24 protein-coding genes are annotated in these 23,943 nt (G+C 37.0%); 21 read left to right on the forward strand and 3 right to left on the reverse strand.

Going from position 1 to position 23,943, the window contains the following annotated elements:
• The 17 genes from VIG73_RS01360 (at window position 1) to VIG73_RS01440 (ending at window position 17,988) form a co-directional block, all read left to right on the forward strand.
• Window positions 1-675: a response regulator transcription factor gene (locus VIG73_RS01360; protein ID WP_331638619.1), complete on the forward strand. Its 675-nt coding sequence runs from the start codon at window positions 1-3 to the stop codon at window positions 673-675.
• Between the two features lie 64 nt (window positions 676-739).
• Complete coding sequence (locus VIG73_RS01365) at window positions 740-994, forward strand: SHOCT domain-containing protein (RefSeq protein ID WP_331638621.1); 255 nt, start codon at window positions 740-742, stop codon at window positions 992-994.
• Window positions 995-1,136: 142 nt separating this feature from the next.
• Window positions 1,137-2,588, forward strand: a complete 1,452-nt coding sequence (locus VIG73_RS01370) for a multicopper oxidase family protein (protein WP_331638623.1) — start codon at window positions 1,137-1,139, stop codon at window positions 2,586-2,588.
• A gap of 383 nt (window positions 2,589-2,971) precedes the next feature.
• Window positions 2,972-3,538 carry a tetratricopeptide repeat protein gene (locus tag VIG73_RS01375; protein WP_331638625.1) on the forward strand — a complete coding sequence of 189 codons (567 nt, stop codon included), beginning with the start codon at window positions 2,972-2,974 and terminating at the stop codon, window positions 3,536-3,538.
• Window positions 3,539-4,008: 470 nt separating this feature from the next.
• Entirely contained in the window at window positions 4,009-5,031 is a 1,023-nt protein-coding gene (locus VIG73_RS01380) for a hypothetical protein (RefSeq protein WP_331638627.1), read from the forward strand.
• A 17-nt stretch (window positions 5,032-5,048) separates the two neighbouring features.
• Window positions 5,049-5,978, forward strand: a complete 930-nt coding sequence (gene yhfZ / locus VIG73_RS01385; protein ID WP_331638628.1) for a GntR family transcriptional regulator YhfZ — start codon at window positions 5,049-5,051, stop codon at window positions 5,976-5,978.
• Window positions 5,979-6,138: 160 nt separating this feature from the next.
• Window positions 6,139-6,516, forward strand: a complete 378-nt coding sequence (locus VIG73_RS01390; protein ID WP_331638630.1) for a PRD domain-containing protein — start codon at window positions 6,139-6,141, stop codon at window positions 6,514-6,516.
• Window positions 6,516-6,875, forward strand: a complete 360-nt coding sequence (locus VIG73_RS01395) for a DUF2620 domain-containing protein (protein WP_331638632.1) — start codon at window positions 6,516-6,518, stop codon at window positions 6,873-6,875. The genes VIG73_RS01390 and VIG73_RS01395 overlap by 1 nt, the downstream gene beginning before the upstream one ends.
• A gap of 19 nt (window positions 6,876-6,894) precedes the next feature.
• Entirely contained in the window at window positions 6,895-8,187 is a 1,293-nt protein-coding gene (locus tag VIG73_RS01400) for a YhfT family protein (protein ID WP_331638634.1), read from the forward strand.
• Between the two features lie 76 nt (window positions 8,188-8,263).
• On the forward strand, window positions 8,264-9,181 hold the full coding sequence (locus tag VIG73_RS01405; protein ID WP_331638636.1) for a phosphotriesterase: 918 nt from the start codon (window positions 8,264-8,266) through the stop codon (window positions 9,179-9,181).
• Complete coding sequence (locus tag VIG73_RS01410; protein WP_414648352.1) at window positions 9,181-10,305, forward strand: aminotransferase class V-fold PLP-dependent enzyme; 1,125 nt, start codon at window positions 9,181-9,183, stop codon at window positions 10,303-10,305. Before VIG73_RS01405 ends, VIG73_RS01410 begins: the two co-directional genes overlap by 1 nt.
• A gap of 28 nt (window positions 10,306-10,333) precedes the next feature.
• A complete protein-coding gene (locus VIG73_RS01415) occupies window positions 10,334-11,494 on the forward strand; it encodes a YhfX family PLP-dependent enzyme (RefSeq protein ID WP_331638640.1) in 1,161 nt (386 codons plus the stop codon).
• A 4-nt stretch (window positions 11,495-11,498) separates the two neighbouring features.
• On the forward strand, window positions 11,499-12,719 hold the full coding sequence (locus VIG73_RS01420; RefSeq protein WP_331638642.1) for a phosphopentomutase: 1,221 nt from the start codon (window positions 11,499-11,501) through the stop codon (window positions 12,717-12,719).
• A gap of 868 nt (window positions 12,720-13,587) precedes the next feature.
• Entirely contained in the window at window positions 13,588-14,787 is a 1,200-nt protein-coding gene (locus tag VIG73_RS01425) for a DUF58 domain-containing protein (RefSeq protein ID WP_331638644.1), read from the forward strand.
• A gap of 17 nt (window positions 14,788-14,804) precedes the next feature.
• Window positions 14,805-15,959: a hypothetical protein gene (locus VIG73_RS01430; RefSeq protein ID WP_331638645.1), complete on the forward strand. Its 1,155-nt coding sequence runs from the start codon at window positions 14,805-14,807 to the stop codon at window positions 15,957-15,959.
• Between the two features lie 4 nt (window positions 15,960-15,963).
• Complete coding sequence (locus VIG73_RS01435) at window positions 15,964-16,902, forward strand: MoxR family ATPase (protein ID WP_331638647.1); 939 nt, start codon at window positions 15,964-15,966, stop codon at window positions 16,900-16,902.
• Between the two features lie 54 nt (window positions 16,903-16,956).
• Window positions 16,957-17,988 carry a S66 peptidase family protein gene (locus VIG73_RS01440; protein WP_331638649.1) on the forward strand — a complete coding sequence of 344 codons (1,032 nt, stop codon included), beginning with the start codon at window positions 16,957-16,959 and terminating at the stop codon, window positions 17,986-17,988.
• A gap of 45 nt (window positions 17,989-18,033) precedes the next feature.
• On the opposite strand, the gene VIG73_RS01445 is transcribed toward VIG73_RS01440, so the two are convergent.
• The 3 genes from VIG73_RS01445 to VIG73_RS01455 all read right to left on the reverse strand — a co-directional run bounded on the left by VIG73_RS01445 (window position 18,034) and on the right by VIG73_RS01455 (window position 19,354).
• Window positions 18,034-18,282 (reverse strand): hypothetical protein, encoded by a 249-nt coding sequence (locus tag VIG73_RS01445; RefSeq protein ID WP_331638651.1) that lies wholly within the window; start codon window positions 18,280-18,282, stop codon window positions 18,034-18,036.
• A 95-nt stretch (window positions 18,283-18,377) separates the two neighbouring features.
• Window positions 18,378-19,142 (reverse strand): DUF3784 domain-containing protein, encoded by a 765-nt coding sequence (locus VIG73_RS01450; RefSeq protein WP_331638653.1) that lies wholly within the window; start codon window positions 19,140-19,142, stop codon window positions 18,378-18,380.
• Window positions 19,143-19,171: 29 nt separating this feature from the next.
• Window positions 19,172-19,354 (reverse strand): hypothetical protein, encoded by a 183-nt coding sequence (locus VIG73_RS01455; protein ID WP_331638655.1) that lies wholly within the window; start codon window positions 19,352-19,354, stop codon window positions 19,172-19,174.
• A 155-nt stretch (window positions 19,355-19,509) separates the two neighbouring features.
• On the opposite strand from VIG73_RS01455, the gene VIG73_RS01460 reads away from it, so the two are divergent.
• The 4 genes from VIG73_RS01460 (at window position 19,510) to VIG73_RS01475 (ending at window position 23,935) form a co-directional block, all read left to right on the forward strand.
• Window positions 19,510-21,297, forward strand: a complete 1,788-nt coding sequence (locus VIG73_RS01460) for a MotA/TolQ/ExbB proton channel family protein (RefSeq protein ID WP_331638657.1) — start codon at window positions 19,510-19,512, stop codon at window positions 21,295-21,297.
• Window positions 21,287-21,979 carry an OmpA family protein gene (locus VIG73_RS01465; protein ID WP_331638659.1) on the forward strand — a complete coding sequence of 231 codons (693 nt, stop codon included), beginning with the start codon at window positions 21,287-21,289 and terminating at the stop codon, window positions 21,977-21,979. The genes VIG73_RS01460 and VIG73_RS01465 overlap by 11 nt, the downstream gene beginning before the upstream one ends.
• Window positions 21,980-22,195: 216 nt before the next feature.
• A complete protein-coding gene (locus VIG73_RS01470; RefSeq protein ID WP_331638661.1) occupies window positions 22,196-22,873 on the forward strand; it encodes a DNA alkylation repair protein in 678 nt (225 codons plus the stop codon).
• 165 nt (window positions 22,874-23,038) lie between these two features.
• The gene (locus tag VIG73_RS01475) at window positions 23,039-23,935 is read left to right on the forward strand and encodes an aminoglycoside phosphotransferase family protein (protein ID WP_331638663.1); all 897 of its coding nucleotides are present in this window, start codon (window positions 23,039-23,041) and stop codon (window positions 23,933-23,935) included.
• Window positions 23,936-23,943: the final 8 nt, after the last annotated feature.

Raw genomic sequence — 23,943 nt, forward strand, 5'->3', positions numbered from 1 at the left:
ATGGAGAAAGTATTACTCGTTGATGATGAACAGCGCATGTTAGATTTATTAACTTTATATTTGAAGCCACATCAATTTTCGTGTAAAAAAGCACTCGGAGGACAAGAAGCTTTAAACTATTTAGAGCATGAGCATTTCGATATTGTTTTACTAGATATTATGATGCCAGATATGAATGGATGGGAGCTTTGTCAAGAAATTAGATCTACTTCAGACATCCCGATTATTATGGTGACAGCTCGAGAGCAACAAGAAGATATAGTAAAAGGTTTGCGCTTAGGTGCGGATGACTATATAACGAAACCTTTTCATGAAGAAGAATTAGTTGCGCGAATCAATGCTTTATTAAGACGAGTTCAACCGGCATCAGAAATTGATATAAATGGTTTACGTTTTAGAGAAGACGCATACGAGTTATTATATCGGGGACAATTCATTAAATTAACGCCGATTGAATTTAAAATGATCGGTCACTTTATGAAACGATCGAATCGGGTATTTACGCGGGAACATTTAATTGAATTAATCTGGGGATTCGATTCGAATACAGAAGGGCGAACTGTAGACTCACATGTGCGAAATATGCGAGAGAAAATTCGGCAATCAGGGTTTCCGATTGACAAGCATTTTAAAACGGTTTGGGGTATTGGTTATAAATGGGTAGATTCAACATAAAATGCCTTTCCTTTATAAAGCTTCCTAAACTAGGAATCTAAAAATTAAAGAAGGAGGAATTAGCATGATGGATTTTCGACATTATGGACAACACGGAATGATGGGTTACGGCTGGTTTGGAGTCTTTTGGATGATTATTTTTATTTTGTTAATCATTGCCTTAATTTATTTGGTTGTCAAAGTGATACAGAATAATAAACATGAAAATGAAAAAAGCGCACCGAATGATGCCTTAAACATTTTAAAAGAACGGTATGCTAAAGGCGAAATCACAGATGAAGAATATGAACATAAAAAGAGAATTCTAAAAGAGGATTAATTTTGCAAAAGCGTATCTCTAATCATAGGGATACGCTCGTTTTTTTCTTGTTCATCTTCTGTTCAGGGTTTCTGCACAATTTCTGGATGAATTTCTTATAAAATTTGTTTATAACATAATTGAAAACAGTGAGGGATGAACCATGAAGAACAGAATGAATCGAATCACTTTAATAATACTAGTTCTCGCATTGATGGTGGGGGCATTTTATTTATATCATGATGACGAAAGCCAAGCTAGTCATGATACTACAAGTCGTGACAAATCAAAAGAAAATGCCCATTCAACTATTACGACTTTACCTATTCCTGAGATTTTAGAAGATCAAAATCCTGATGAAAAGATTGCGGAATATAATTTAACAGCCCAAAAATCTACAAATGTTTTTGTGAATGGTGTTGAAACAGAAACATATGGCTATAATGGCAATTACTTAGGACCTGTCATAAAAGCGAGAAACGGTGAAGAAATAACAGTCAACATAAAAAATGCTTTAGGTGACGAAGAAACGACGGTACATTGGCATGGATTAGAAATTCCTGGAGATGTAGACGGTGGACCACATCAAGTTATTCAGCCAAATGAATCGTTACAGACAACGTTTACGATTAATCAACCTGCTGCAACATTGTGGTATCATCCACATCCACTTCATAAAACAGGTAAACAAGTTTATAAAGGATTAGCTGGGTTACTCCTTATAGAAGATGAGGTCTCGGACAAACTTCCTATTCCAAAAGATTATGGAAGAAATGATTTTCCGTTAGTCATTCAAGACCGTCAATTAAATCAAAATGGGAAGTTAATTTATGATTTAAATATGATGGATGTTATGCACGGAAAACACGGAGATACTCCTCTTGTGAATGGAGCGAACGATGCGTTGTTAGAGGTACCAAGAGGTAAAGTACGTTTGCGTTTTTTAAATGGCTCTAATGCCCGGACAAATCAACTTCATTTAAAAGATGAATTACGATTTTGGCAAATTGCATCGGATGGTGGTTTTTTAGAAAAACCAGTGAAACGACATGAACTTATACTTGGTGCATCGGAAAGAGCGGAAGTGATTGTTGATTTTTCTTCATACAAAGAAGGAGAACGCATTGAATTGTTTGATCAAAATGTCAGGTTGATGACGTTTATAGTCGGAGAGGAACCAGATAAAGAAACAGATATACCGGAGCAATTAACAACCATTAAAGCGATTAACCCAGAGGAAGCTACAAAGAGTCGTGAATTCGTCCTTCAAGGGATGGGGCATATGGTAAACATTAATGGAAAGCAAATGGATATACATCGAATTGATGAAGAAGTGAACTTAGATGAAACCGAAATATGGGACGTATCCAATCCCAACGGAAGAATGGCAATGGAGCATCCTTTCCATGTTCATGGTGTTCAATTTCAGATACTTGAAAGGAATGGAGAAGAACCACCAGAAAATGAACGTGGTTGGAAAGATACTGTCTTATTAATGCCAGGGGAAAATGTAAAATTGATAGCCACGTTTAAACATAAAGGCACATTCATGTACCATTGCCATATTTTAGAACATGAAGACGCAGGAATGATGGGGCAATTTCAAGTCGATTGAGGTATCGTTCGAATAGAGTACGTGGAACAATCACTCGACAAGGATGTGTTATCGTTCGCTTAGGGCGTGATATTGCTCGATTAGAATCCAAGAAATGAACAAGAAACAGTCCCCCATTTACTTTAAACAGGAACTGAGGGATAGGTGATCAACCCTCTTGATGGGGTATGCCTATCGATGACCGCTACTATTAGCGGTCATTTTATTATAGTCTTTATCAGATTGAAGGATAACATGATAGTGGTTCTATTTTTAAATATTGTAATTTATAAGAATTCATTGTACCCTATGTTTAAGAAATCGATATAAACAATGATTAATATGCTCAAACATAAAGCACAGATGACATCACATATTCAATTATATTTAAAAGGAGACTGATAATGAATTTTTCTGACATACCATTTAATATGAAATTTCACTTTGATGACGATTTAAGAGAAGTTCCAATCTCAAAAGGAGACATGATTAAAGGTATCAATTTTATAAAAGAATCATTGTCTTATGTTCAGACTGAAGGAGAAAAGGCTAAGTTATACGGTCTAATAGGCGTCTATTCAAGAATTGTCCAGCAACTAGATGAAAGTAAAAGGTATTTGGACTTAGCTGTGAAAATAAATGAGAGCCACCAGAATGATAGAGCTCGATTTGTTAATGAATTACGTTTGGCACATACACATCAATGGATGAAAAATTTCACAGTATCCAATAAAATATTTAACAGACTAGTCAATCAAGCTTTGGAAAATGATAATTACAAAACAACGTATTTAGACTTTGTTTATCAGCATGCTGGAAAAAACTTCTTCGATCAAGGGAAATATCATTCAGCATTAACATATTTTGAAGAGGCATTGGAAATTAGAATGCGGAAAGATAATCAAGAGCTTATTGATTCGACGACATATGCTATTCGAGTATGTGAGAAGAGAATGGTGTGTGATAGCTAATCATGTAATAATCTCAATATAATTTTTGGTATCCGATACGTAAAAATGCTATATCAATCGGTGGGGCCATCGGGTACTCAAAGGGCTAAAAAATTGTGACTTCGTATAAATATCCAATATCATATAAGTTTGTGCTGAACGCTTGAGTTACAGCATAGGATAGTTCAACGTCATATAAGTCCGTGCCCACACCTTAAGTGATAACACATTGAAATTCCATTACGTATATAGCATAGAACAATTTAGATAGAGACATGAAAATATTGTGTAAAGATAAATGGATAAGAAAAAGAAAAACCCCACTAAAGTATAGGGGATTAGATTAGATCAAAAGTATTCAATATTTTCATTTGCCACAGCTTAAAAAAGAGGTTATAATTACAATATACAATATAATGTATATTGTATAAAATCAAATACAAATAACTTCATCATTTTTATAGGAAAATGCTTCGGAAGGGGTGTTGAACATGTCAATTTTAGCAAGAAGAATCGAGTTAGCGAATCGAGAGTTAGGTCGCTCGGTTATTCGTGTGTGTGATGTCAACCCTGAGCATATAACTGAAGCAACATGTTATGTCGGAATAAAAGAAGGAATTCCTACTGATATCATCAAGCCTTTATTACAAGCTGATAACTTTATTCAGTTAACGGTTGATAAGGCGGCTGATAAAGGAAGAGCGATTGATACAGATCTCATAAATCCACTAACATATCGTGTGATGACTGGTTCATCTAGCGGGGGACCGATAAATCTCTTAAAAGGAATCACCGATGTTGCCGTTGGGACAGATGGTGGTGGGTCTGTATTGGCACCAGCGATGAGTTGTCAATTGCCAGCTGTTATTGGTGCAGGATTAGGACTGGTCACGAAAGAAAAGAAACTGTCGACAGATAGGATTTCGTTTTCTCCAAGTATTGGTGTGATAGGAAAGCGTATCATTGTCATCAAAGAAGTTTTGGAAATATTGTTGGGACAAAGTTTGACAACTGAAGAAGAACATTATGCCATTGCTATCCCAAAAAGAAGAACTGTAACCCGTCCAGATGGAACAGACATGTTTGAGGTTGTCATGACATACTTAAGTCAACTTGATTCTGAAAACATAACAATTCATGAAGTAGATATGTCAGGAATCGATAACCGACAAATGGCTATCCAAACAATTAAAACATGTTTTGAAAGCGCTGACTTCATTTTGACGTGTGAAGGACCTGTCGATGTATTCGGTTATGGAGAAACGATTCCACAACAATTCGGCATAGTTGGTAAAAACATCACAGCTCAGCATGGGAAGTATTTAATCCGTGCAGCTAATATGTGTCAAACAACGGCTATAACGCTTCCAACAGAGCATTTAGCGAGTGGATTTGTTATCATAGCAAAGAATGGACTAGATTTTGCAAGAAGAGCATTTCTTCTCGCGGAGCAAATAGAACAAATCATCGAATTGCCTGATGTATGGCATAGATATTTTTTACAAGATGGTTAAAGGGGGCGTGTATAGGGATGAGTCGAATTTGGGAAAGCTTATTTTCAAAAAACGGTCTTGCTGCAAAGCAAATTGCTGAAGAACTTATTCCTATTGAAGAAGGGGGAAGAATTCCTCGTGTTGAAGACTTTGTTAAAAAGTTGTCCCTTGGTAGGGGAACAGTTCAGGGAGCATTAAAGGTTCTAGAAAATTTACATGCTGTTGAGTTAGAGTCAAGAGGGCATCTAGGGACCTTTATGATTAAGAAAGACACCCATCTTCTCAAGGAAATTGCAGGTGTTGGTGAATTAATTGGTGCCATGCCACTACCATATTCACGACTTTACGAAGGTTTAGCAACTGGTTTAATAGAAATATCAGAGCAAATGCTAAACAGGATTAATTTAGCATATATGCGTGGAGCGAAACAGCGGATCGAAGGTTTAAAATCAAGGCGTTATGATTTTATCGTCTTGTCTCAATTAGCGGCTGAAGAGGCAATGTTAAAAGATGATCAATTAGAAATTATCGTCAATTTTGGCCCGAGGACATATGTTACAGCTCATAAAATATTTTTAGCTGATTCAGCTTATAACAAAATTGAAAATGGGATGCGTGTTGGTATTGATTATACATCACTCGATCAATCAAAAATCACATTACTTCAATGTAAAGATATAGATGTTGAATATGTTTCCTTAAATTATATGCAACTTTATGAAAGTCTTTTAAACGGTTCGATTGATGCGGCCGTTTGGAATGCCGATGAGGCAAGAGCTAAAGCATTTAAACAAGTTGAATTTACAACAGAAGATGCGAGATCAAACGCTCTTAAAGCTTCGACGGCTGTTATTTTAATTGAAAAAGAACGCCATAGCGTGAGAGATTATTTAATGTGGTTAGATAAAGAAAAGATTATAGCCATTCAAGAGCTTGTTGTTAATCATCAGAAAATCCCCTATTACTAAATATTTTTAAACTTATTATGTTTATTTTAGTATATTGTCTTACCAATATACAAAATATGATATATTGTATCAAATCATTTTCTTAAATCCTTATAAATTTATGGTAAGGGGGATTCTTTCTAATAATATACAGAAACTAGTGACAATCGAGGAGGTAATTATGAATAAGGCAGAATTATTAACGAGATTAGACATTTTACTAGAACAAGAAGTGATTGCGAAAGAAGCGTATGACATCACAGTTTTAGCATTTGAACAGTTGGTGGAGACAATACAAATGAATAACTTAGAACAAGCAGAAATGTTATTCACTCATTTACCATCTGCATTAACACGAATGAATACGGATGAAGAGGTTGAACGTCCTGCGCAAGTCATCATGGAAGAGATTGAAAGCTCACCCCATTTTCCTAAAGCGAAAGCTCAAGTTGATTTTGTTGAAAAGAAATGGGGAAAAGAGTTTCCAATAGGAGAAAGAGAATATCTCTATATGCATTACACAACAGTTATTCAAATGAATCAAGGAGGAGAAGAATAATGAAAATTGTCATTGGTGGTCAAGTTGAAAAAAAGGCAATCGAGCAATTGGTGAAAGATTTTGATTCGTCGATTGAAACATCGGTGAAATCAGATTTAGAGGCAGCAATGGCTTTAAAAACAGGTCAAGCTGATTATTATTTAGGGGCTTGTCATACAGGTGGTGGTGGGGCGTTAGCCATGGCAATTGCGCTTGTTGGTAAAAGTCAATGTGAAACAGTATCCATGCCAGGACGTAAACCTGTTGAGGAGAAAGTAATTGAAGCGGTTAAGTCAGGAAAAAAAGCATTTGGTTTTACGGGTGATCATGCTGAAGTAGCTGTTCCAATGATTCTTCAGGCTATTACAAACAATAATTAACTAAAAGGATGTGAACAAGATGGAAATGGTATTTGTTGTTCTAATTGGTGCAGTAGCAGCTGTGTTGGCGAATCGGAATATTGCTGTGTTTAATGATGGCTTACGTCCGATTGTATCTGAACATATTGAAGGAAACTTAAAGCGCCGTGAGCTTGGTTTAACTGCATTTGCGATGAGCTTTGGTTTAGTCATTGGTTTTGGTATCCCCTTTACATTATCAGCGAGCATTATTTTAATTCATAGTATTTTATTAGGGACTGACATTATCGGTTTAGTGACGCCTAAAAATAAGTGGGGAACACCAGTAGCAGCTCTTGTTGGTGGTTTATACGGTTGGGGATTACTTGCTGGATTAGAAGGTTTTGTGAAATTATTTGAACACTTGCCAGTTAATTTCCTTGAACCACTTGGTGAAGTAGGAGCACCCGTTGTCGTTACATTTATGGCGTTTCCTTCATTAGCAGTTGCCATGCAATTTGGGGTCAAAAAAGGTGTGCTTACATTTGTTGTCGCTGCATTAATTAGACAATTAGCGATTTTCGTTAATACATCAGAACTGATAAAAATAGGTGGAAATGTCGTTAACTTGAACCAAGAAGGTATGGCCTTAATCGTTGGGATGATATTCTTATTTGGTTATGCAATGAAGGAAAAACCAGCAGAAGGTGCTTCGATTGACTTAGCTTCAGTATTTAGTGACAAAGTGAAAGCCATTAGAAAAAATGTTGTTTTCTTTATGGTGATTGGTGGATTAATTGCCGGGGCAACCAACTTACTTATTCTAGCAGGGGATCCGATTTCATTAAATTTATTAGCTGAAGGAAAGCAAACTGATGCAGGAATTGCGGCCGCTGCACGTGCAATTGGGTTTATTCCGTTAGTAGCAAGTACCGCAATCGCAACAGGTGTTTATAGCCCAGTTGGATTTACGTTAGTTTTTGTTGTCGGTTTATTTTCGCCAAATGTGTGGGTTGCTGTTATTATTGGTGCGCTTGTCATATTAACAGAGGTTGTTTTACTAAGTTCAATCGCTCGCTTCTTAGATAAATATCCAGGTATTCGTAATTCTGGGGAGAATATCCGTAATGCAATGACGAAATTACTTGAAGTGGCATTGTTAATAGGTGGAGCAAATGCTGCCAATGCGATTGCACCAGGGTTTGGATTCTTCTTTATCGCTGGATTCTATCTATTAAATGAGGTGGCAGGTAGACCGATTGTCCGCATGGCAATTGGCCCGGTTGGAGCGATAGCTGTTGGTATTATTGCCAATATCTTAGTGTTAATCGGCATAATGGCACCACCGGCATAATTCGTCACGTTATTATACAGACGGGATAATATATGGATTTTCCGTGATTAAGTTCACATCTTAGGAGTGAATCGGAATGATACAAACTGTTCGAGGAAAAATAAAAAAAGAAGACTTAGGTATTTGTGCCGCACATGAACATTTATCGATTGATTTATCTCGAATTAAAAATGATCCAGACACAATTTTGGATGATGAGGCAGGTATGCTTTCTGAATTAGAGCACTTTTATAAAGCGGGCGGGCGGTCGATGATTGAGTTAACGAATGATGGGATGGGAAGGGACGTACAACGTCTTAAACGATTAAGTGAGCAGACGAATGTTCACATTGTCACCTGTACTGGCTTTTATAAGGATCCATTTATTCCAGAATTCGCACATGGTTGGGACCGCGATGAATTCGCTAAACATTTTATTGACGAAATAGAAAATGGGATAGGAGAAACAGGAATCCTTCCCGGAATAATTGGTGAGGTTGGCACGAGCTTAAATGAAATTAAACCAATTGAAAAAGAATTAATTATTGGTGCCGGAAAAGCTTCTATCGCGACAGGAGTGCCTGTAACTACTCATACAACATTAGGAACGATGGGAATTGAACAAGTCGATATGCTATTTTCCTTACGTGTTCCTAAGAATCAGATTATTATTGGACATCAAGACTTAAATACGAGTAAGGAAGAAGTATTAGAAGTTTTAAAAACGGGTGTGTTTATTGGATTTGATACGATTGGCAAAAATAACTATCGTCCAGATGAAGAACGCATCGATTTTTTACTCGATTTTGTCTCTCGAGGCTTCCATAAGCAAATCTTGTTATCTGCTGATTTAACGCGTAAATCACACTGGAAAAAACATGGTGGTCCAGGTTATGATATCGTCCTAAAAGAATTTATACCGGCGTTAATCGAGCGAGGTGTATCGGACGAGGTGATTCAAGATTTATTAGTTCATAATCCAGCTCATGCTTTTTCCATAAAGGAGCGTTTATGATGACGTTTGATTTTTCCAAATTGAAGTATGCAGAATCTGTTATTCCAACGATGTCTATTGAAGAGGCAAAAGAAGCGCAAATTAAACTAGTCGACTGTATGAGTCGTCATTTTACTGGAGAACAGTTCTTGTCACTGGGTGATTTAGGGGTTGTCCCGAAGTATCAAAGACCAATACAAACAGCACGTGTTGAACGTGTATTAGCAGAATTCTTTTCAACAGAAGAGGCGGCATTAGTAAGAGGTGCAGGAACTGGTGCCATTCGAACAATTTTAAGTAGATTATTAAATCCAGGAGATACGATGTTTGTTCATACGGCACCGGTTTATACGACAACTAAAGAAACAATTCGGATGCTTCATATTCATACGAAGTCAGTAGATTACAATGACTTGGAAGCCGTCGAAAAAGCATTGCGGGAAGACGAAACATGTCGTGTGTTTTATATTCAACATGCGCGACAACAGCCTACTGATACGTATGATTTAAAGGCTGTTATCCAGCTAGTAAAACGGATTCGTCCCGATTTAACGATTGTTAGTGATGATAATTATTGTGCTTTAAAAGCCCGCGGCATTGCGGTTGAATATGGAGCTGATTATTCAACATTCTCTGGTTTTAAAGTATTGGGACCAGAAGGAATTGGTATCATTGTTGGTAAAAAGCAAGGCATCGAATGTCTGCAAAAGCATAATTATTCAGGTGGTGGACAAGTACAAGGTTATGAAGCAATGGAATTAATTCGCATGATGACCTTTGCACCAGTGATGCTTGCGATTCAAAATGAGCAAGTTCAAGAAGTTTGCCGGCGTTTAAATGAAGGCGAAATACCTGGGATTGAAACAGCCTACATGGTTAATGCTCAATCGAAGGTCGTTATAGTTGAATTGACCGAACCCATTGCTGAAAAAGTGATAAAAATGAGCAATGAACTCGGAGCTGCAACCCATCCAGTTGGTGCAGAGTCTAAATATGAAATATTGCCGATGATTTATCGCGTATCAGGAAGTTTTATCGAAGCTCAACCTCATTTAAAACAATATGGTTTACGAATTAATCCGATGAAGTCGGGAGCAACAACAGTACTAAGGATTCTAAAACAAGCGATGCAGTTCGTTCAATAGATTTTAAAAAGATACAGGAGGACACTTCATGTTTTTGAATGTAACAAAACGAAGAAATCCTGAGCTGATTAAAACAGGTGTGATGTTGCATCAAGGGGGATCTATTCCCCCTAATACGTATATTATTGATGTAGATATTTTAAAAGAAAACACAACAAAACTTGTTAAAACAGCAACAACACATGGTCTAGAACTTTATTTTATGTCAAAACAATTGGGACGCTTTCCTGCATTAGCAAATATCATTGTTGAAGCAGGTTTAAAAAAAGCCGTTGCAGTTGATTTTGATGAAGGAAAAATACTAGCTGATCATGGCATTCAAATCGGTCATATCGGCCATTTAGTACAGCCAGGTAAATATCAATGGGAAGAAATATTAAGTTGGAAACCAGAAGTGGTAACTATTTTTTCCTATGAGCGTGCGAAACAGTTATCTGATACCGCAGAACGATTAGGGATCAGACAAGATGTCTTAATTAAAGTGTTTTCTGATGAAGATAAGATTTATCCGGGTCAAGAAGGAGGGATTCATTTACATGATTTGCCTCCAGTGATTGATAAGGTGAAGACTTTGAAAGGTATCAGGATTGTCGGCGTGACAGCTTTTCCTAACTTACAAATCAATGATGCACACACAAAAATGGTGCCAACCCCTAATTTATCAACGTTGTTAAAGGGAAGGGATGTTTTAATTGATAAGGGAATCACGGTAAAACAAGTGAACGGTCCAAGCGGCACAAGTTGTGCAACGATTCCTTTTTTGGCTGAAAAAGGTGTGACACATGGCGAACCAGGTCATGGATTAACAGGAACAACTCCTTTACACGCAACAAGGGATTTACCTGAGAAACCAGCAATGATTTATGTTTCAGAGGTGTCTCATCAATATAGAAATCAGTATGAAGTGATAGCTGGAGGATATTATGGGCGTTCGAATATGGAAGGGGCGTTCGTTGGGCATAACCCAGAAACGATTTTGTCACGCTATGTGAAAGCTTATAATAATAGCCCCGAAGCAATTGATTATTATGGTGCCATTGAGGTACCAAAAGATTTTTCAATTGATATTGGAGACACAGCAATCTTTGCTTTTAGAACACAAATTTTTGTTACGCGTGCGCATGTAGCGTTAGTAAAAGGTATTCAGTCTGGAGCTCCGAGAATTATCCATTTTGAAAGGAAGTGGTGACATCATGGGGAAAATGATGTTACTCGTGATTGATAGCTTTGGAATTGGGGCAATGGCAGATTGTAATGAATTTAATCCGTCTGATTGTGAAGCAAAAACATACCAGCATATTCGTGATGTCTTGCACGACCAATTACACATACCAACAATGTATGCTGGTGGTTTAGGAGCACTTGTTGATGGTGCTCCCGAACCTAATAATGCATTTGGCTCTTCCAAACTTGCCCATCATGGTGCGGACACGTACTTAGGACATCAAGAAATTGTTGGGAGCTGTCCGAAGAAATCCAATAAACGCCTGATGAAAGATATCCATACAACGATTAAACATGCATTGGAACAAGCGGGATATACGGTTGAATACCCATTCATAGAAAATAAAGTCCTATTAGTTAATGGTGCGGCAGTCGTAGGGGATAATTTAGAATCAGCTGTAGGTAATATTATTAATGTCACAGCAGATTTTAAGAAAATGTCGTTTGAAGAAGTGAAAAAAATTGGCCGTATCGTTCGTCATCATGTCGATACAACTCGTGTTATAGCATTTGGTGGACCATATACGTCAATTGAAAAGATCCTCTCCTGTGTTAAAGAGAAACATCCAGGACAATGGGGTGTTGACACACCGAAAGCAGATGTTTATGGCAAAGGCTATGAGGTTTATCATATGGGATACGGTGTTGAAGTTAATAAGCAGTTTCCGATGATTGCAGCTAAACATGGATTGAAAGTATATCGCTTAGGAAAAACGGCAGATGTTTTACATGGGGAAGGTCCAGAAGAACCAATTGTTGATACAAGGACTTTATTATCCAGAGTGACTGAAGCCTTTATAAAAGAAAAAGAAGATGCTGCTTTTCTTGTCAATGTTCAAGAAACAGATTTAGCAGGACATGCTGAGAACGTAGAATGGTATGGTGAATTGTTAAATATAACAGATCACTGGTTAAATGAGTTTATCCCGTTGTTAGATGAAGATGACCTACTGATTGTCATGGCAGATCATGGAAATGACCCGACGATTGGGCATTCAAATCATACACGCGAATATGTACCAATGATGATTTTTGGTCCAAAAGTAAAAAAAGCTAACATTGGGGTTCGTGAAACAATGTCAGATGTTGGTGCGACATTTTGTGATTACTTTAATTTACCACGACCAAAAGAGGGGACAAGTTTCCTTGATGAAATCATTGACCGTGCGGATTTCAAGGATTTACATTAAGGAATGGCACTCTGTAATATGGGGTAGATTGCAAACCCATTAAATAAACAAGCTGAGAAAAAGTATACTTTCTCAGCTTGTTTTTTTATATTATTATTGTTTTTAAAAGCCTATCAATAATTAGCTCTTGTTCGTTAGTTACTTAATCTCATGTAATTACTTAGAGTGGAGTCTGGAAGGGTTCAATGCGATGTCTCGAATTGTTTTTTCATGTTGAGAGGCTGCATTGGCGCTTCAATGCGTTGTCTCGTTATGATTTTTAACCGCGAGAGGCTGCATTGAGACCTCAATGCGTTGCCTCAGGATAAAATTCGCACGCGAGAGGCCGCGTTGAGACTTCAATGCGTTGTCTCGTTATGATCTTTAACCGCGAGAGGCAGCATTGAGACTTCAATGCGTTGTCTCAGGAAAAAATTCGCACGCGAGAGGCTGCGTTGAGACTTCAATGCGTTGTCTCAGGATAAAATTCGCCCGCGAGAGGCTGCGTTGAGACTTCAATGCGTTGCCTCAGGATAAAATTCGCACGCGAGAGGCTGCATTGAGACTTCAATGCGTTGCCTCAGGATAAAATTCGCCCGCGAGAGGCAGCATTGAGGCTCTAATGCGTTGCCTCAGGAAAAAATTCGCCCGCGAGAGGCTGCGTTGAGACTTCAATGCGTTGTCTCGTTATGATTTTCAACCGCGAGAGGCTGTATTGACTCATCAATGCATTGTCTCATTGCTTTTCCCACAAGTGAGAGGCCGTATTGAAGCTCCATTGTGATGTGCTGGCCACGCCAACTATATCAAAACTTATTGCACTATTTCTAAATAATGATAAAATCTAGTAAAGTGTTAATTTTACATCATGAAAATAGGGGGAATGCGCGTGTCATGGAGAAAAGACCATGAAACATACCATCATAATCGGTTTATTGATTATTTTCTAATGAGCTTGATTGTTTTAGTTGTTAGTGCTGTTATTTTCAGGCAAACGATGCTTTTTGTAGCAATCGGTTTTATGGTGACATATTTAATTTTGTATTATTTATATGAAAAAACATTGACTAGGAAATTAATGCTTATAAATTCATCCACTTCGGTTCGACTTTTTCAAAGAGAAAAAATGGAGCTGTCTTTTGAAATAGAGAACCGTTCCTTATTTCCTATTTTTAATGGTAAGTTAACATTGCAAATTGCATCTCCTGTTCAAGCCTATACATATATTTCGGATGTGGAAGAGTATTGGAAAGAACCTGTTCATATTTATGGTTCTATCCCACCACGAAGTCAAATAAGAATTAAACTGCCGCTACTTGCAAAAAAGCGCGGTGTTGCAAAAGTGAATCATATCCAGTATTCATTACCACATCTATTTAACTATCGATTAATGACATTGCAATATGGAAAAAGACATGAAACGGAAATCATTGTCTATCCGGAGTTACTTCCGGTAAGTGGTATTCAGATTTTAAATCAGATGACTCCGGGGATGAGTCGTTATCAGACATCGCCCTTTGAAGATATACAAGATCCGGTAACAATCAGAGATTATCAGCAAGCAGACCCATTTCATCGGATAAACTGGAAAGCCTCGGCAAAGTCATTGACATTACAAACAAATGTCTATGAGCGAGTGATTAATCGTTCATTTTTATTTTTAGTGAATGTCGAGTCTCCACCGAATTATTATGTTGATATTGAACATGTTTTATCTTACACAGCTTATTTAAGTGAATATGCGACCAAACAAAACATTCCATTTGAGATTTATTTGAATGCTTTTAAGGTAGGTGAAATACCTTTTATTCATTTGCCAATGAGTGAAGGGAAGGTACACTTTCGGAATACTTTAGAAATGTTAGCTAGACTGAAACGAATGCCTGTCACATACTCATTTGAACAGATGGTGCAGCATGTCCTACGATATAATCAGGGTTTCCATACAATTGTGATAATCGGACTAGTCTCTGAAGAAACACGGACTGATTTGAGCCGAATAGGTGCAAGGGTGTTTCACATTCATGAAGTGGATGATGGAGCATACTTAAAACCATTGGTTACAAGTGAAGTAGTGAAACATGCCTAAAAGGTGGGGGTGTGAACATGCAAAATAAATCTATCAAATACGGATCGCATCTATTAAGTGAAGTAACAGTCATCTTTTTATTAGCGCTCCCGATTGCCAATTCTCTGTCACATGGAATCTATTATTTACTCTTTTTAGCTATTTGGGTATTTTTCATTATTCTCGGTCGCTGGGTTGGAGACACGCATACTTATTTTTTTCTTGGGTTCGTTCCAGTATTTATTTTCTATTTTATGGGATTTCCACTATTACACACTTTCATTCTTGCACTGATTTTGACGTGGCGCTTTGCAATGATACGCCGTGAAACGCTCGAATATCCTGAAATCATTTATCTAGGTTTAACCGTTATTTTAATGATTTTTAATATGATACAGAAGAATGATCCCACACTTATTATATATTTATTTATTCAGTTTTTTGTCGTTTCAATAGGTTCGGCATTGAGTTATATGACAAATATGAAATCAACGAAGCATTATGTTCGCTATTTATTATCCTATATAGGTTTGTTATTGAGTGGTTCGGTTGTTACTTTAATTATATTTTTCGGGCTAAAGAAAATCTGGGATGTTGTCTTCCCTTACCTAGCCATGGCGCTTGGTCATATCGTTGGAATATTTTCGTTTTTGGATTCACTTTTCAAAGATATTGAGATACCTGAGTCAGAAGAAGACCCCGTTGTTTTTGAACCGGAAGAGGATATCTCTGAGCTCCCTTCGATGTTTGACGCACTTGCTCCAGGATTAATCCTTAACTTCATCATTATCGGATTATTGATTTTATTTGTGTTTTGGCTCGTACTTAAAAAGCGAAGAGGCCCAGAAAGTAAGATTCGCCAAGTTAATCAACCACATGTCATCGAACCGTTAAAACAGAAAGAAGAAAAAAATGTATCTCGCTTGTTTAACTTTTTGAGAAGAAAACCTGTACATCCAGTTAGAAAAGCTGTTTATGATTTAGAACGGAAAGCTCTTAAGCATGGCCAAGGTCGCTTGCCGTTCGAAACAGTCGATGAGTGGTTTGAACGATTAGAAATCGATTTACCTAGTGACATTTATCAGATGATTCGCTATGGAGATATCGATGTGGACAGAGAGAAAATTTCTCTATTTAAGAAGCAAATTAAAGAAGCTGAACGAAAAATATTAGCAAATGAATCTGGAGGGTGATGGTATGAAAAAAATACATAAAGCAAAACAAGCATTACAACAAGTCATCTATGGGAAAGAAACTGAAATTGATCTATTATTTATCGCAATTATTGCTGGTGGGCATATCTTATTTGAGAGTGCACCAGGAACAGGGAAGACAAAATTGGCGAAGAGTTTTGCCAAGGTGATGCATGGTGATTTTAACCGAGTTCAATTCACACCTGACGTATTACCAAGTGATGTCACGGGTATTCGTTATTTTAACCCAAAACATGAGACGTTTGAATTAAGAGAAGGGCCAGTTGTGACGAATGTATTACTGGCTGACGAGATTAACCGGGCGACACCGAAGACACAGTCGAGTTTATTAGAGGTGATGGAAGAACATCAGGTGACGATTGATGGAGAAACGGTTACCGTGCCACAACCTTTTATCGTCCTTGCGACACAAAACCCAGTTGAGAGCAATTATGGGACGTTCCCACTTCCAGAAGCACAGCTAGATCGTTTTCTGTTCAAAATCAATCTCGGTTATCCGACGCGAGAAGAAGAGAAGGAAATTTTACAAAATTATCGTCTCCAAGATCCATATAATGAATTAGAAGTTATTTTAGAGCCGGAAGATATTTTAGAGTTACGACGTCAAGCAAAAGAAGTCGTTTTGACGGATATTGTGACAGATTATTTATTAGATATAGTCCATGAAACACGAACACATTCGGAAATTGAACTTGGAATTAGTCCACGTGGGGTGTTAGCGTTGATGCGGGCGGCACAAGCGAAAGCATTGGTGGAAGAACGTGAGTATATTACCCCACAAGATATTAAAACTTTAGCGTCTTATGTCTTTCCACATCGTCTCATTTTAACGATGGAAGGAGCGATTAAGAAGACAGTAGATGATATTGTGGGACAGATTTTAAATCAAATTCCTGTTCCAGTAGAAAATGTAATGAATTAATTTAAATGAAGAATTTGATCGAGTCCAGAATATGGGGAAAGGAAGAGATAGTCGATGTTAATAAAACCGAAAAAGCTAGAGCGTGGCGATCTTGTTGCAACTGTAAGCCCATCTTGGGGTGGAGCAGGAGAGCCAGAACTGAGATGGCGTTATGAGCAAGGGATTAAACGTTTGCAAGATGTGTTTGGATTAAAAGTTATTGCGATGCCAAATAGTTTAAAAGGAGAAGACTATCTTTATCAACACCCAGAAGCACGAGCTGAAGATTTAATGCAAGCTTTTAAAGATGATAATATTAAAGCGATTATCGCCAATATTGGCGGTAACGAAAGCATTCGTTTACTTCCGTATATTGATTTTGATGTCATTCGTAAACATCCGAAAATATTTATGGGTTACTCAGATGTGACAATTACCCACTTATTTTGCCTAAAAGCCGGTATATCATCCTTTTATGGGCCAGCGATTTTAACTGATTTTGCGGAAAATGTGGAGATGAATCCGTATACGATTGAGATGGTTGAGCGCTTTTTGTTTTCAAGTGATATGGTTGGTGAAATTGCACCAGCTAAACAGTGGACGAGTGAATATTTAGAGTGGGATATTAAGAATAAAGATACACGTCGGACGATGCAGCCGAATCAAGATTATGAATTGCTCCAAGGGGAAGGTGTTGTTCAAGGACATTTAATGGGGGGATGTATTGAGGTGCTTGAATTTGCCAAAGGAACAGCTATCTGGCCAAATCAAGAGATGTGGGACGGAAGCATCTTGTTTTTTGAAACATCGGAAGAGAAACCAGATCCAAGTAACATCACTTATTGGCTTCGTAACTATGCGGCACAAGGCATTTTAGAACGAGCAAAGGGAATGATTTTTGCGAAGCCACAGGGCGAGACTTTTTATGATGAATATAAAGATGTGATTTTAACAGTTATGCGAGAGTATGATTTAGATATGCCAATTTTATATAACTTAAATTTTGGGCACACAGAGCCTAAGTTTATTTTACCTTATGGGGCAAAAGCGGAAATTGATTGTGAACGAGTCTCCTTTTCGATTATCGATCAAGCTGTCACATCGTAGAGAATAAAAAGAAGCAGCACCTTATTGGTAGGTGTTTGCTTCTTTTTATTTTGATTTAAGACTCTTTTGTGCTTCAAACCATTCTCGTAACAGATAGAGTAAACCGAGAAGAAGCAGGAGCAAGAAGACGATCACATGTTGGATAATATCAAAAATAAACAGCCCTGTAAGAATGATCATATAAATAATTGGTACGATAAGTGCAGCAAATGGATTCGGATGTTTTGATAAAAAATATTGAATCGCTAACATAACCGCGATAGCAAGTATGATGAAGTAGTTGCGATCTCCCATAATATCACCTCAATATGTGGAAATTTGCCTCCAAAAGTACATTTAATTTATATGTTACTATTTAATGGGAGATTTGTCATAGATGTTTTTATTGACTATTCATAGGATTCGTTGTTAGCTAGTCGATTTTTTTCTTGAATAAGTAAGTCGTGGAGCACTCTCGTTTCATTCGCATCTTTTCTAGCAATCATCACATAATCATCCTTTGTTTGGATATATAAAACTGGATTAGTTCGTTTCTGAATAAATAATGTACATGTGCCATATGGTTCCACAAGTTGGAAACGTCCCTTTAAAAGATTCGTCGTTGCAAAACCATTCGTTTTCATGATGACTTCAGGGAGTTCATCAAGTAGAGTGATATGCTCGATGTCGTCGATATCCAATTCTAGCCCATACATACCAGTAATCTCAAATATATCTTGATTGACTTTAATTTCATTATCAATATAACCAACAACGAAAATAGCAATGATAAAGCCAAGCGTGACAATGCTAATGATAGCAGTCGTCCAAGTCGCTCTTTTTCTTCTATATGGTACTTCATAACGTTGTATCCATATCATTCCACCTAGTAATACAATAAGAAATATTCCTATCCCAATTTCAAAACCATAAGGGATAGGTAATAAGCCGACGATAAATGTAAGGGTGAAGATCCAAAACGAAATGGTCATTGCTTTGGCCATCGCATTTAAATAACCACTTTTTTGTAAATAGACTTTTTCTTCTTCAGAACGCTTATAAAAGCCACTGATTAAAAAATAATCTTTCTTCTTTACAATTAGATATGTTAGTCCACCGAAAATAATCAGTGTCCAACCCATTGTGATGATATAAATGATTGTACCTGTATCCATAAGAATCACCACCAAAATAGATTCTATTATTACATACGATTGATTTTTACTTTAGTTTCAAAATCGCTCGATCTCATGGAAAAATCGAGCGGCGGCAGGCCGAAATCGAGCGGTAGCAGGTGGAAATCGAGCGGTGACAGGCTGAAATCGAGCGGCGACGGTCCGAAATCGAGCGGTGGCAGGTGGAAATCGAGCATCGATGGGTCAAACACGAGCGCCTCAGCCCTTTTACTCTCGCTAGTCCATACTTCAGAATCACTCTATCACAGTTTAAGTGATACAAACCGATTTCTATACATGATTTGTCCAAGTCTAGAATATGTATTAAAAAGGGCACTTGATTTCTTCATGTATAGGAGGAAAAGGAATGGTACAAGCAATCCTCGAATTATTTGCGAGTAAGGAAAAAGTAGCAGCGATTCTCGTTCATCCCATGATTGAATTTATTTTCTTGACGCTATTTATCGCTTTTATATTAACGGTGACAATTCATCTTGTTTTGTTTTTGAAGATTAATAGAATAAGGAAGTATTTAAAAGAAACAAACCGTGTGGATATCGAGCCGTTGCAAACTTTTAAAGAACAATTCGATTTAAGACAAAAAGAAGAAGCATTGAACGTAGAGACATTTGTGCAAGAGAAATTTTCTAGTTGGCGGATGTTTCGTGTCCCAGTGATTGCTGCTATGAAGCTCATTCAAATGATGGTATCGGTGTTTATTTTACTCGGTGTGTTAGGGACATTTATCGGTTTAACGATTTCTTTAAGTGGTATGAATATGAGTGGAGACTTTCTCATTGAAAATGTCGTTGGCGTGTTATCTGGTATTGATGTCGCTTTTTACACAAGTATTGTTGGGATGACTTTTTCACTTTTTACGACAATCCTTCGTAGAGTCCTAAATACAGAATATATGATGACAGATTTAATGCTTATGGTAGAGTCTCACTTTGAAGGTGACGAACAACATGGCATGAATCGTTTAATAGAAGTATCTGAAGCCATTCACCAATCCCTTCATGAAGTAGTTAAATCTTTTGTCGGATTTAGAGAATACACAACTGGATTACAGCAGTCTGCAAAAGATTTAGCGGCTTTTGATGACGGACTTTCAAGTAATTTACGAGATTTTCAAACGTTGTTTCAACAGATGAAGGCGGTGACAGATGGATTTGCGGACGGTACAACGGCGTTAAATGAAAATTTTTCTACATTATTTGCTTATTTTAAAAAAGCGGATCAACGGAATGAACGGGTAGCGAATATTATCGAACAAATATTTGAAAAAGCACAAGAAACATCGTCTGCACAAATGCAAACCTTGAAGCATATGGAGGTTACCTCAGAAGAATTAAAAAACTTTGTCACATCAGTCGTGGAAGAGCAGCAGCAAGTTCGTCAAACTTTTGAACAAGTTGTTAAGGAGCAACAACAAATGGTAGCTGTGATTGCGGAGCATCGTGAAGAGTTAAAGAAAATCTTTGGTCATCAGGTCAGTGAAAAATTAGGCAATCTATCTAATGATTTAAAAAATCTGCGCCATGGTTTTGAACATGTAGGGGATGGTGTCAGTAAATTACCTCAATACTTAGAAATGACGAACCGAACACAAGAAGAAGCTAGCCATATTTTATCAGAGAGAATGCGTAAATTGGCAGAATTTAGTACAAAGTTTAATCAGCATTTAGACAACCATGCTAACCAGTCAGTGACATTTGAAAAACATATGTTAAAGGCTTCTGAAACCTTCGAGCAACTTGGAACGAAAAACGAACAGCTTATTCAAGAAATAAACGCAACTGTTTCGCAAATCAATCAATCATTCCAGCATCGAGAAAGGGAACTGGATAGAAGTGTAGATGTGTTAAAAGATGCTCTTATAAAACATGTTGATAGTTTAGAAGGACAACTAAATCATCGCCTGCATGATGTCGTGCACCAGTTTGGTGATGCAATGAGTCGAACGAGCGAAGGTATGAAGCGAGAATTAGTAGATATTCGTCGGATGACGGAAGAGATGCAACGGAACTATTTCCGTTCTATTCAGCAGCTATTGCAAGAGATTGGTCGCGAGTTTCAATCCTATAATCGAGGAGTTCAGACAACCAGCCAACAAAATGCCACTCATATAGGGATGGATAGAAATGAATTCTAAATATCAACGCTTGTTTAAGGGAGAGCAGGAAGAAGGACAATTTTGGCCATCTTTTACTGATTTATTAACGACGATTCTACTCTGTTTTATGTTATTTTTTATTGTGATGATGGTGATTAAATCATATCAAATTAAAGAAATGAAAAAAACATTAGACCAAATTATGGGCGTGCGTACACAAATAGTTCATGACTTGAAGGAAGCATTTACTGATTCAGAGCATGGAATCGAGGTAGATGAAAAGACAGGAGCAATTATTTTTAATACAGAAATATTATTCGCTTATGATGAAGCGGAACTCCATCCGGATTCTTATGGACTATTAGATGACTTCATCCCACAGTATTTAGATATCTTATTAAAAAATAACTATGAAGACTATATTGCAGAAGTGATTATCGAAGGTCATACAGATATGGACGGGTCGTACTTATATAATTTAGAGCTTGCTCAGAAGCGTGCGTATCGTGTTGCAGAATATATTTTAGGTGAAAAATTCCCAAATCGTGGTCTACAAGCACAACTTGAGAAAAAATTGACTGTCAATAGTAAATCATATGCTGACTCACGTACTAATAAAAAGGGAAAATATAGTGCTCAGGAATCAAGGAGAGTGGAATTTAAATTTCGCTTAAAAGATGAAGAGATTTTAAATAAGACGAGAGAACTGTTAGGAAATTAAGCTAATGAGGATTTTGTTTTTGACTATGTTAGGTTTGTTTTAGCTCGTCATTCAGCTAAACTGTGCTAGTTTCATAACTCATTGCCGGATATGGTATAGTTGAATTAACATTCTATCATTTATGCCGTTTTCTAATCGATTCTTTATGGAAATCTATTTATGATGAATCACATAAATAGTAATAGGATGAAATGAAAAAGTGTTTGGGGTGTTAACATGTCAAAACAATCCATAGCATCATTACATACGGTATTTGAAGCGAATAGAAATGAAGAAAATGCTATCCATATGGAAAAATATATGAGAAATCAATTTCCTTTTATCGGATTAAAGGCAAAGGAAAGAAGAGATTTATCTAAACCCTTTCTCCGAGAAGTCGATTACGATAGTGAGCATGTCAGCGAAATGATTCGTACATTATGGGAGATGCCAGAACGGGAGTACCAATATGTTGCTGTTGATTATTTAGTAAAGCATAAAAAGCGGTTAACAGATCACCACATCGAATTACTAGAATATATGATTACGACCAAATCATGGTGGGACACAGTTGATGCGATAGCAAGTCATTTAGTAGGCAATGTTTTTCAGACGTATCCACAGCTTATATTAGAAAAAGGTGATGAATGGCTTTCTTCCAATCATTTGTGGTTGCAACGAACGATGATTCTCTTTCAATTAAAATATAAAGATCAAACGGATGAAAAGCGTTTATATTCGATTATTAATCGCTTAAAACAGATCGATGAATTTTTTATTCAAAAGGCGATTGGCTGGGCTTTAAGGGAGTATTCCAAGACAAACCCAACATCAGTAGCTGAATTTATTGAAAAACAATCGCTTTCTAAGTTAGCGATACGTGAAGGGTCGAAGTATTTGGAGCGAAAAAAGTGATTGGAAATAAGTATACTTTCTTTAAAAAAATCAGTCGAATACTGGTTTTTTTTATGATAAAAGATAGTAACTGTCTTCCATTATAAAAAACTTTTGCTAAGATATTAATATAAATAAAATTCTTAATAAAATGATATATCATTAAGAATATAAAGGAGGGCTATAATGAAGCCGGAATATTTACAACAGATACCAATTGCTCAAAAGGGAGGCCAGATTAAAGAGTTAACGAAAGGCTTTTCATCTGATAAAAAATATGTCATTGATGACCAGTACTTATTAAGATTGTTCCCGAAAAAAGATAAACAAGAACGCCAAATTGAGTATGACACGATTTCGCGATTAAATGAGCTATCGGCTTATGTTCCGAAAACGTTCGAATTCGGCACACTAGACTCGGCTGATATGTCGTATATGATTCTATCGTATTTACCTGGTCAAGATGGAGAGGTAGCTTTAAAAGATATAACGCAAATTGAACAATATGATGCAGGTTTTCTTGCAGGGAAAGAACTGAAAAAATTGCATCATTTAAATGCTCCTGAGGGTACACCAAATTGGTACAATCATAAAAAGCATAAGAGTGACAGTTATTTAAAGCGTTTAAAAAATGTTCCTCTTGATGAGCATATTAAATCACTTCTTAAAAATTATATACGTTTACATGAACATTTATTGATAGAAAGACCAAATACGTTCCAACACGATGATTTTCATCCGGCTAATTTACTGATTCACGAGCGAACATTGTCTGGTATTATTGATTTTCAACGGATGGATTGGGGAGATCCTATTCATGATTTAACGAAATTAGGCTTTTTCTCTGTCAAGGCAAGTGTTCCGTTTACGATTGGGATTGTAGACGGTTATCATGATGACATAGGTGGTGTCACAGATTCGTTTTGGGAGTTGTACACACTCTATAGTGCGATGCATATCGTGTCAGCACTCGTATGGGGGGGCCCATTAGGAATTTATGAAAAAATGCTACGATATTCACTCGATGTTATAGTAGATCATGATGAATTTTCCCAGCTTGTACCTAAATGGTATATAGACTAGTCTAAAAT

The sequence above is a fragment of the Cerasibacillus sp. genome (genome assembly GCF_036516575.1).
In the GTDB taxonomy this organism is placed as follows: domain Bacteria; phylum Bacillota; class Bacilli; order Bacillales; family Amphibacillaceae; genus Cerasibacillus.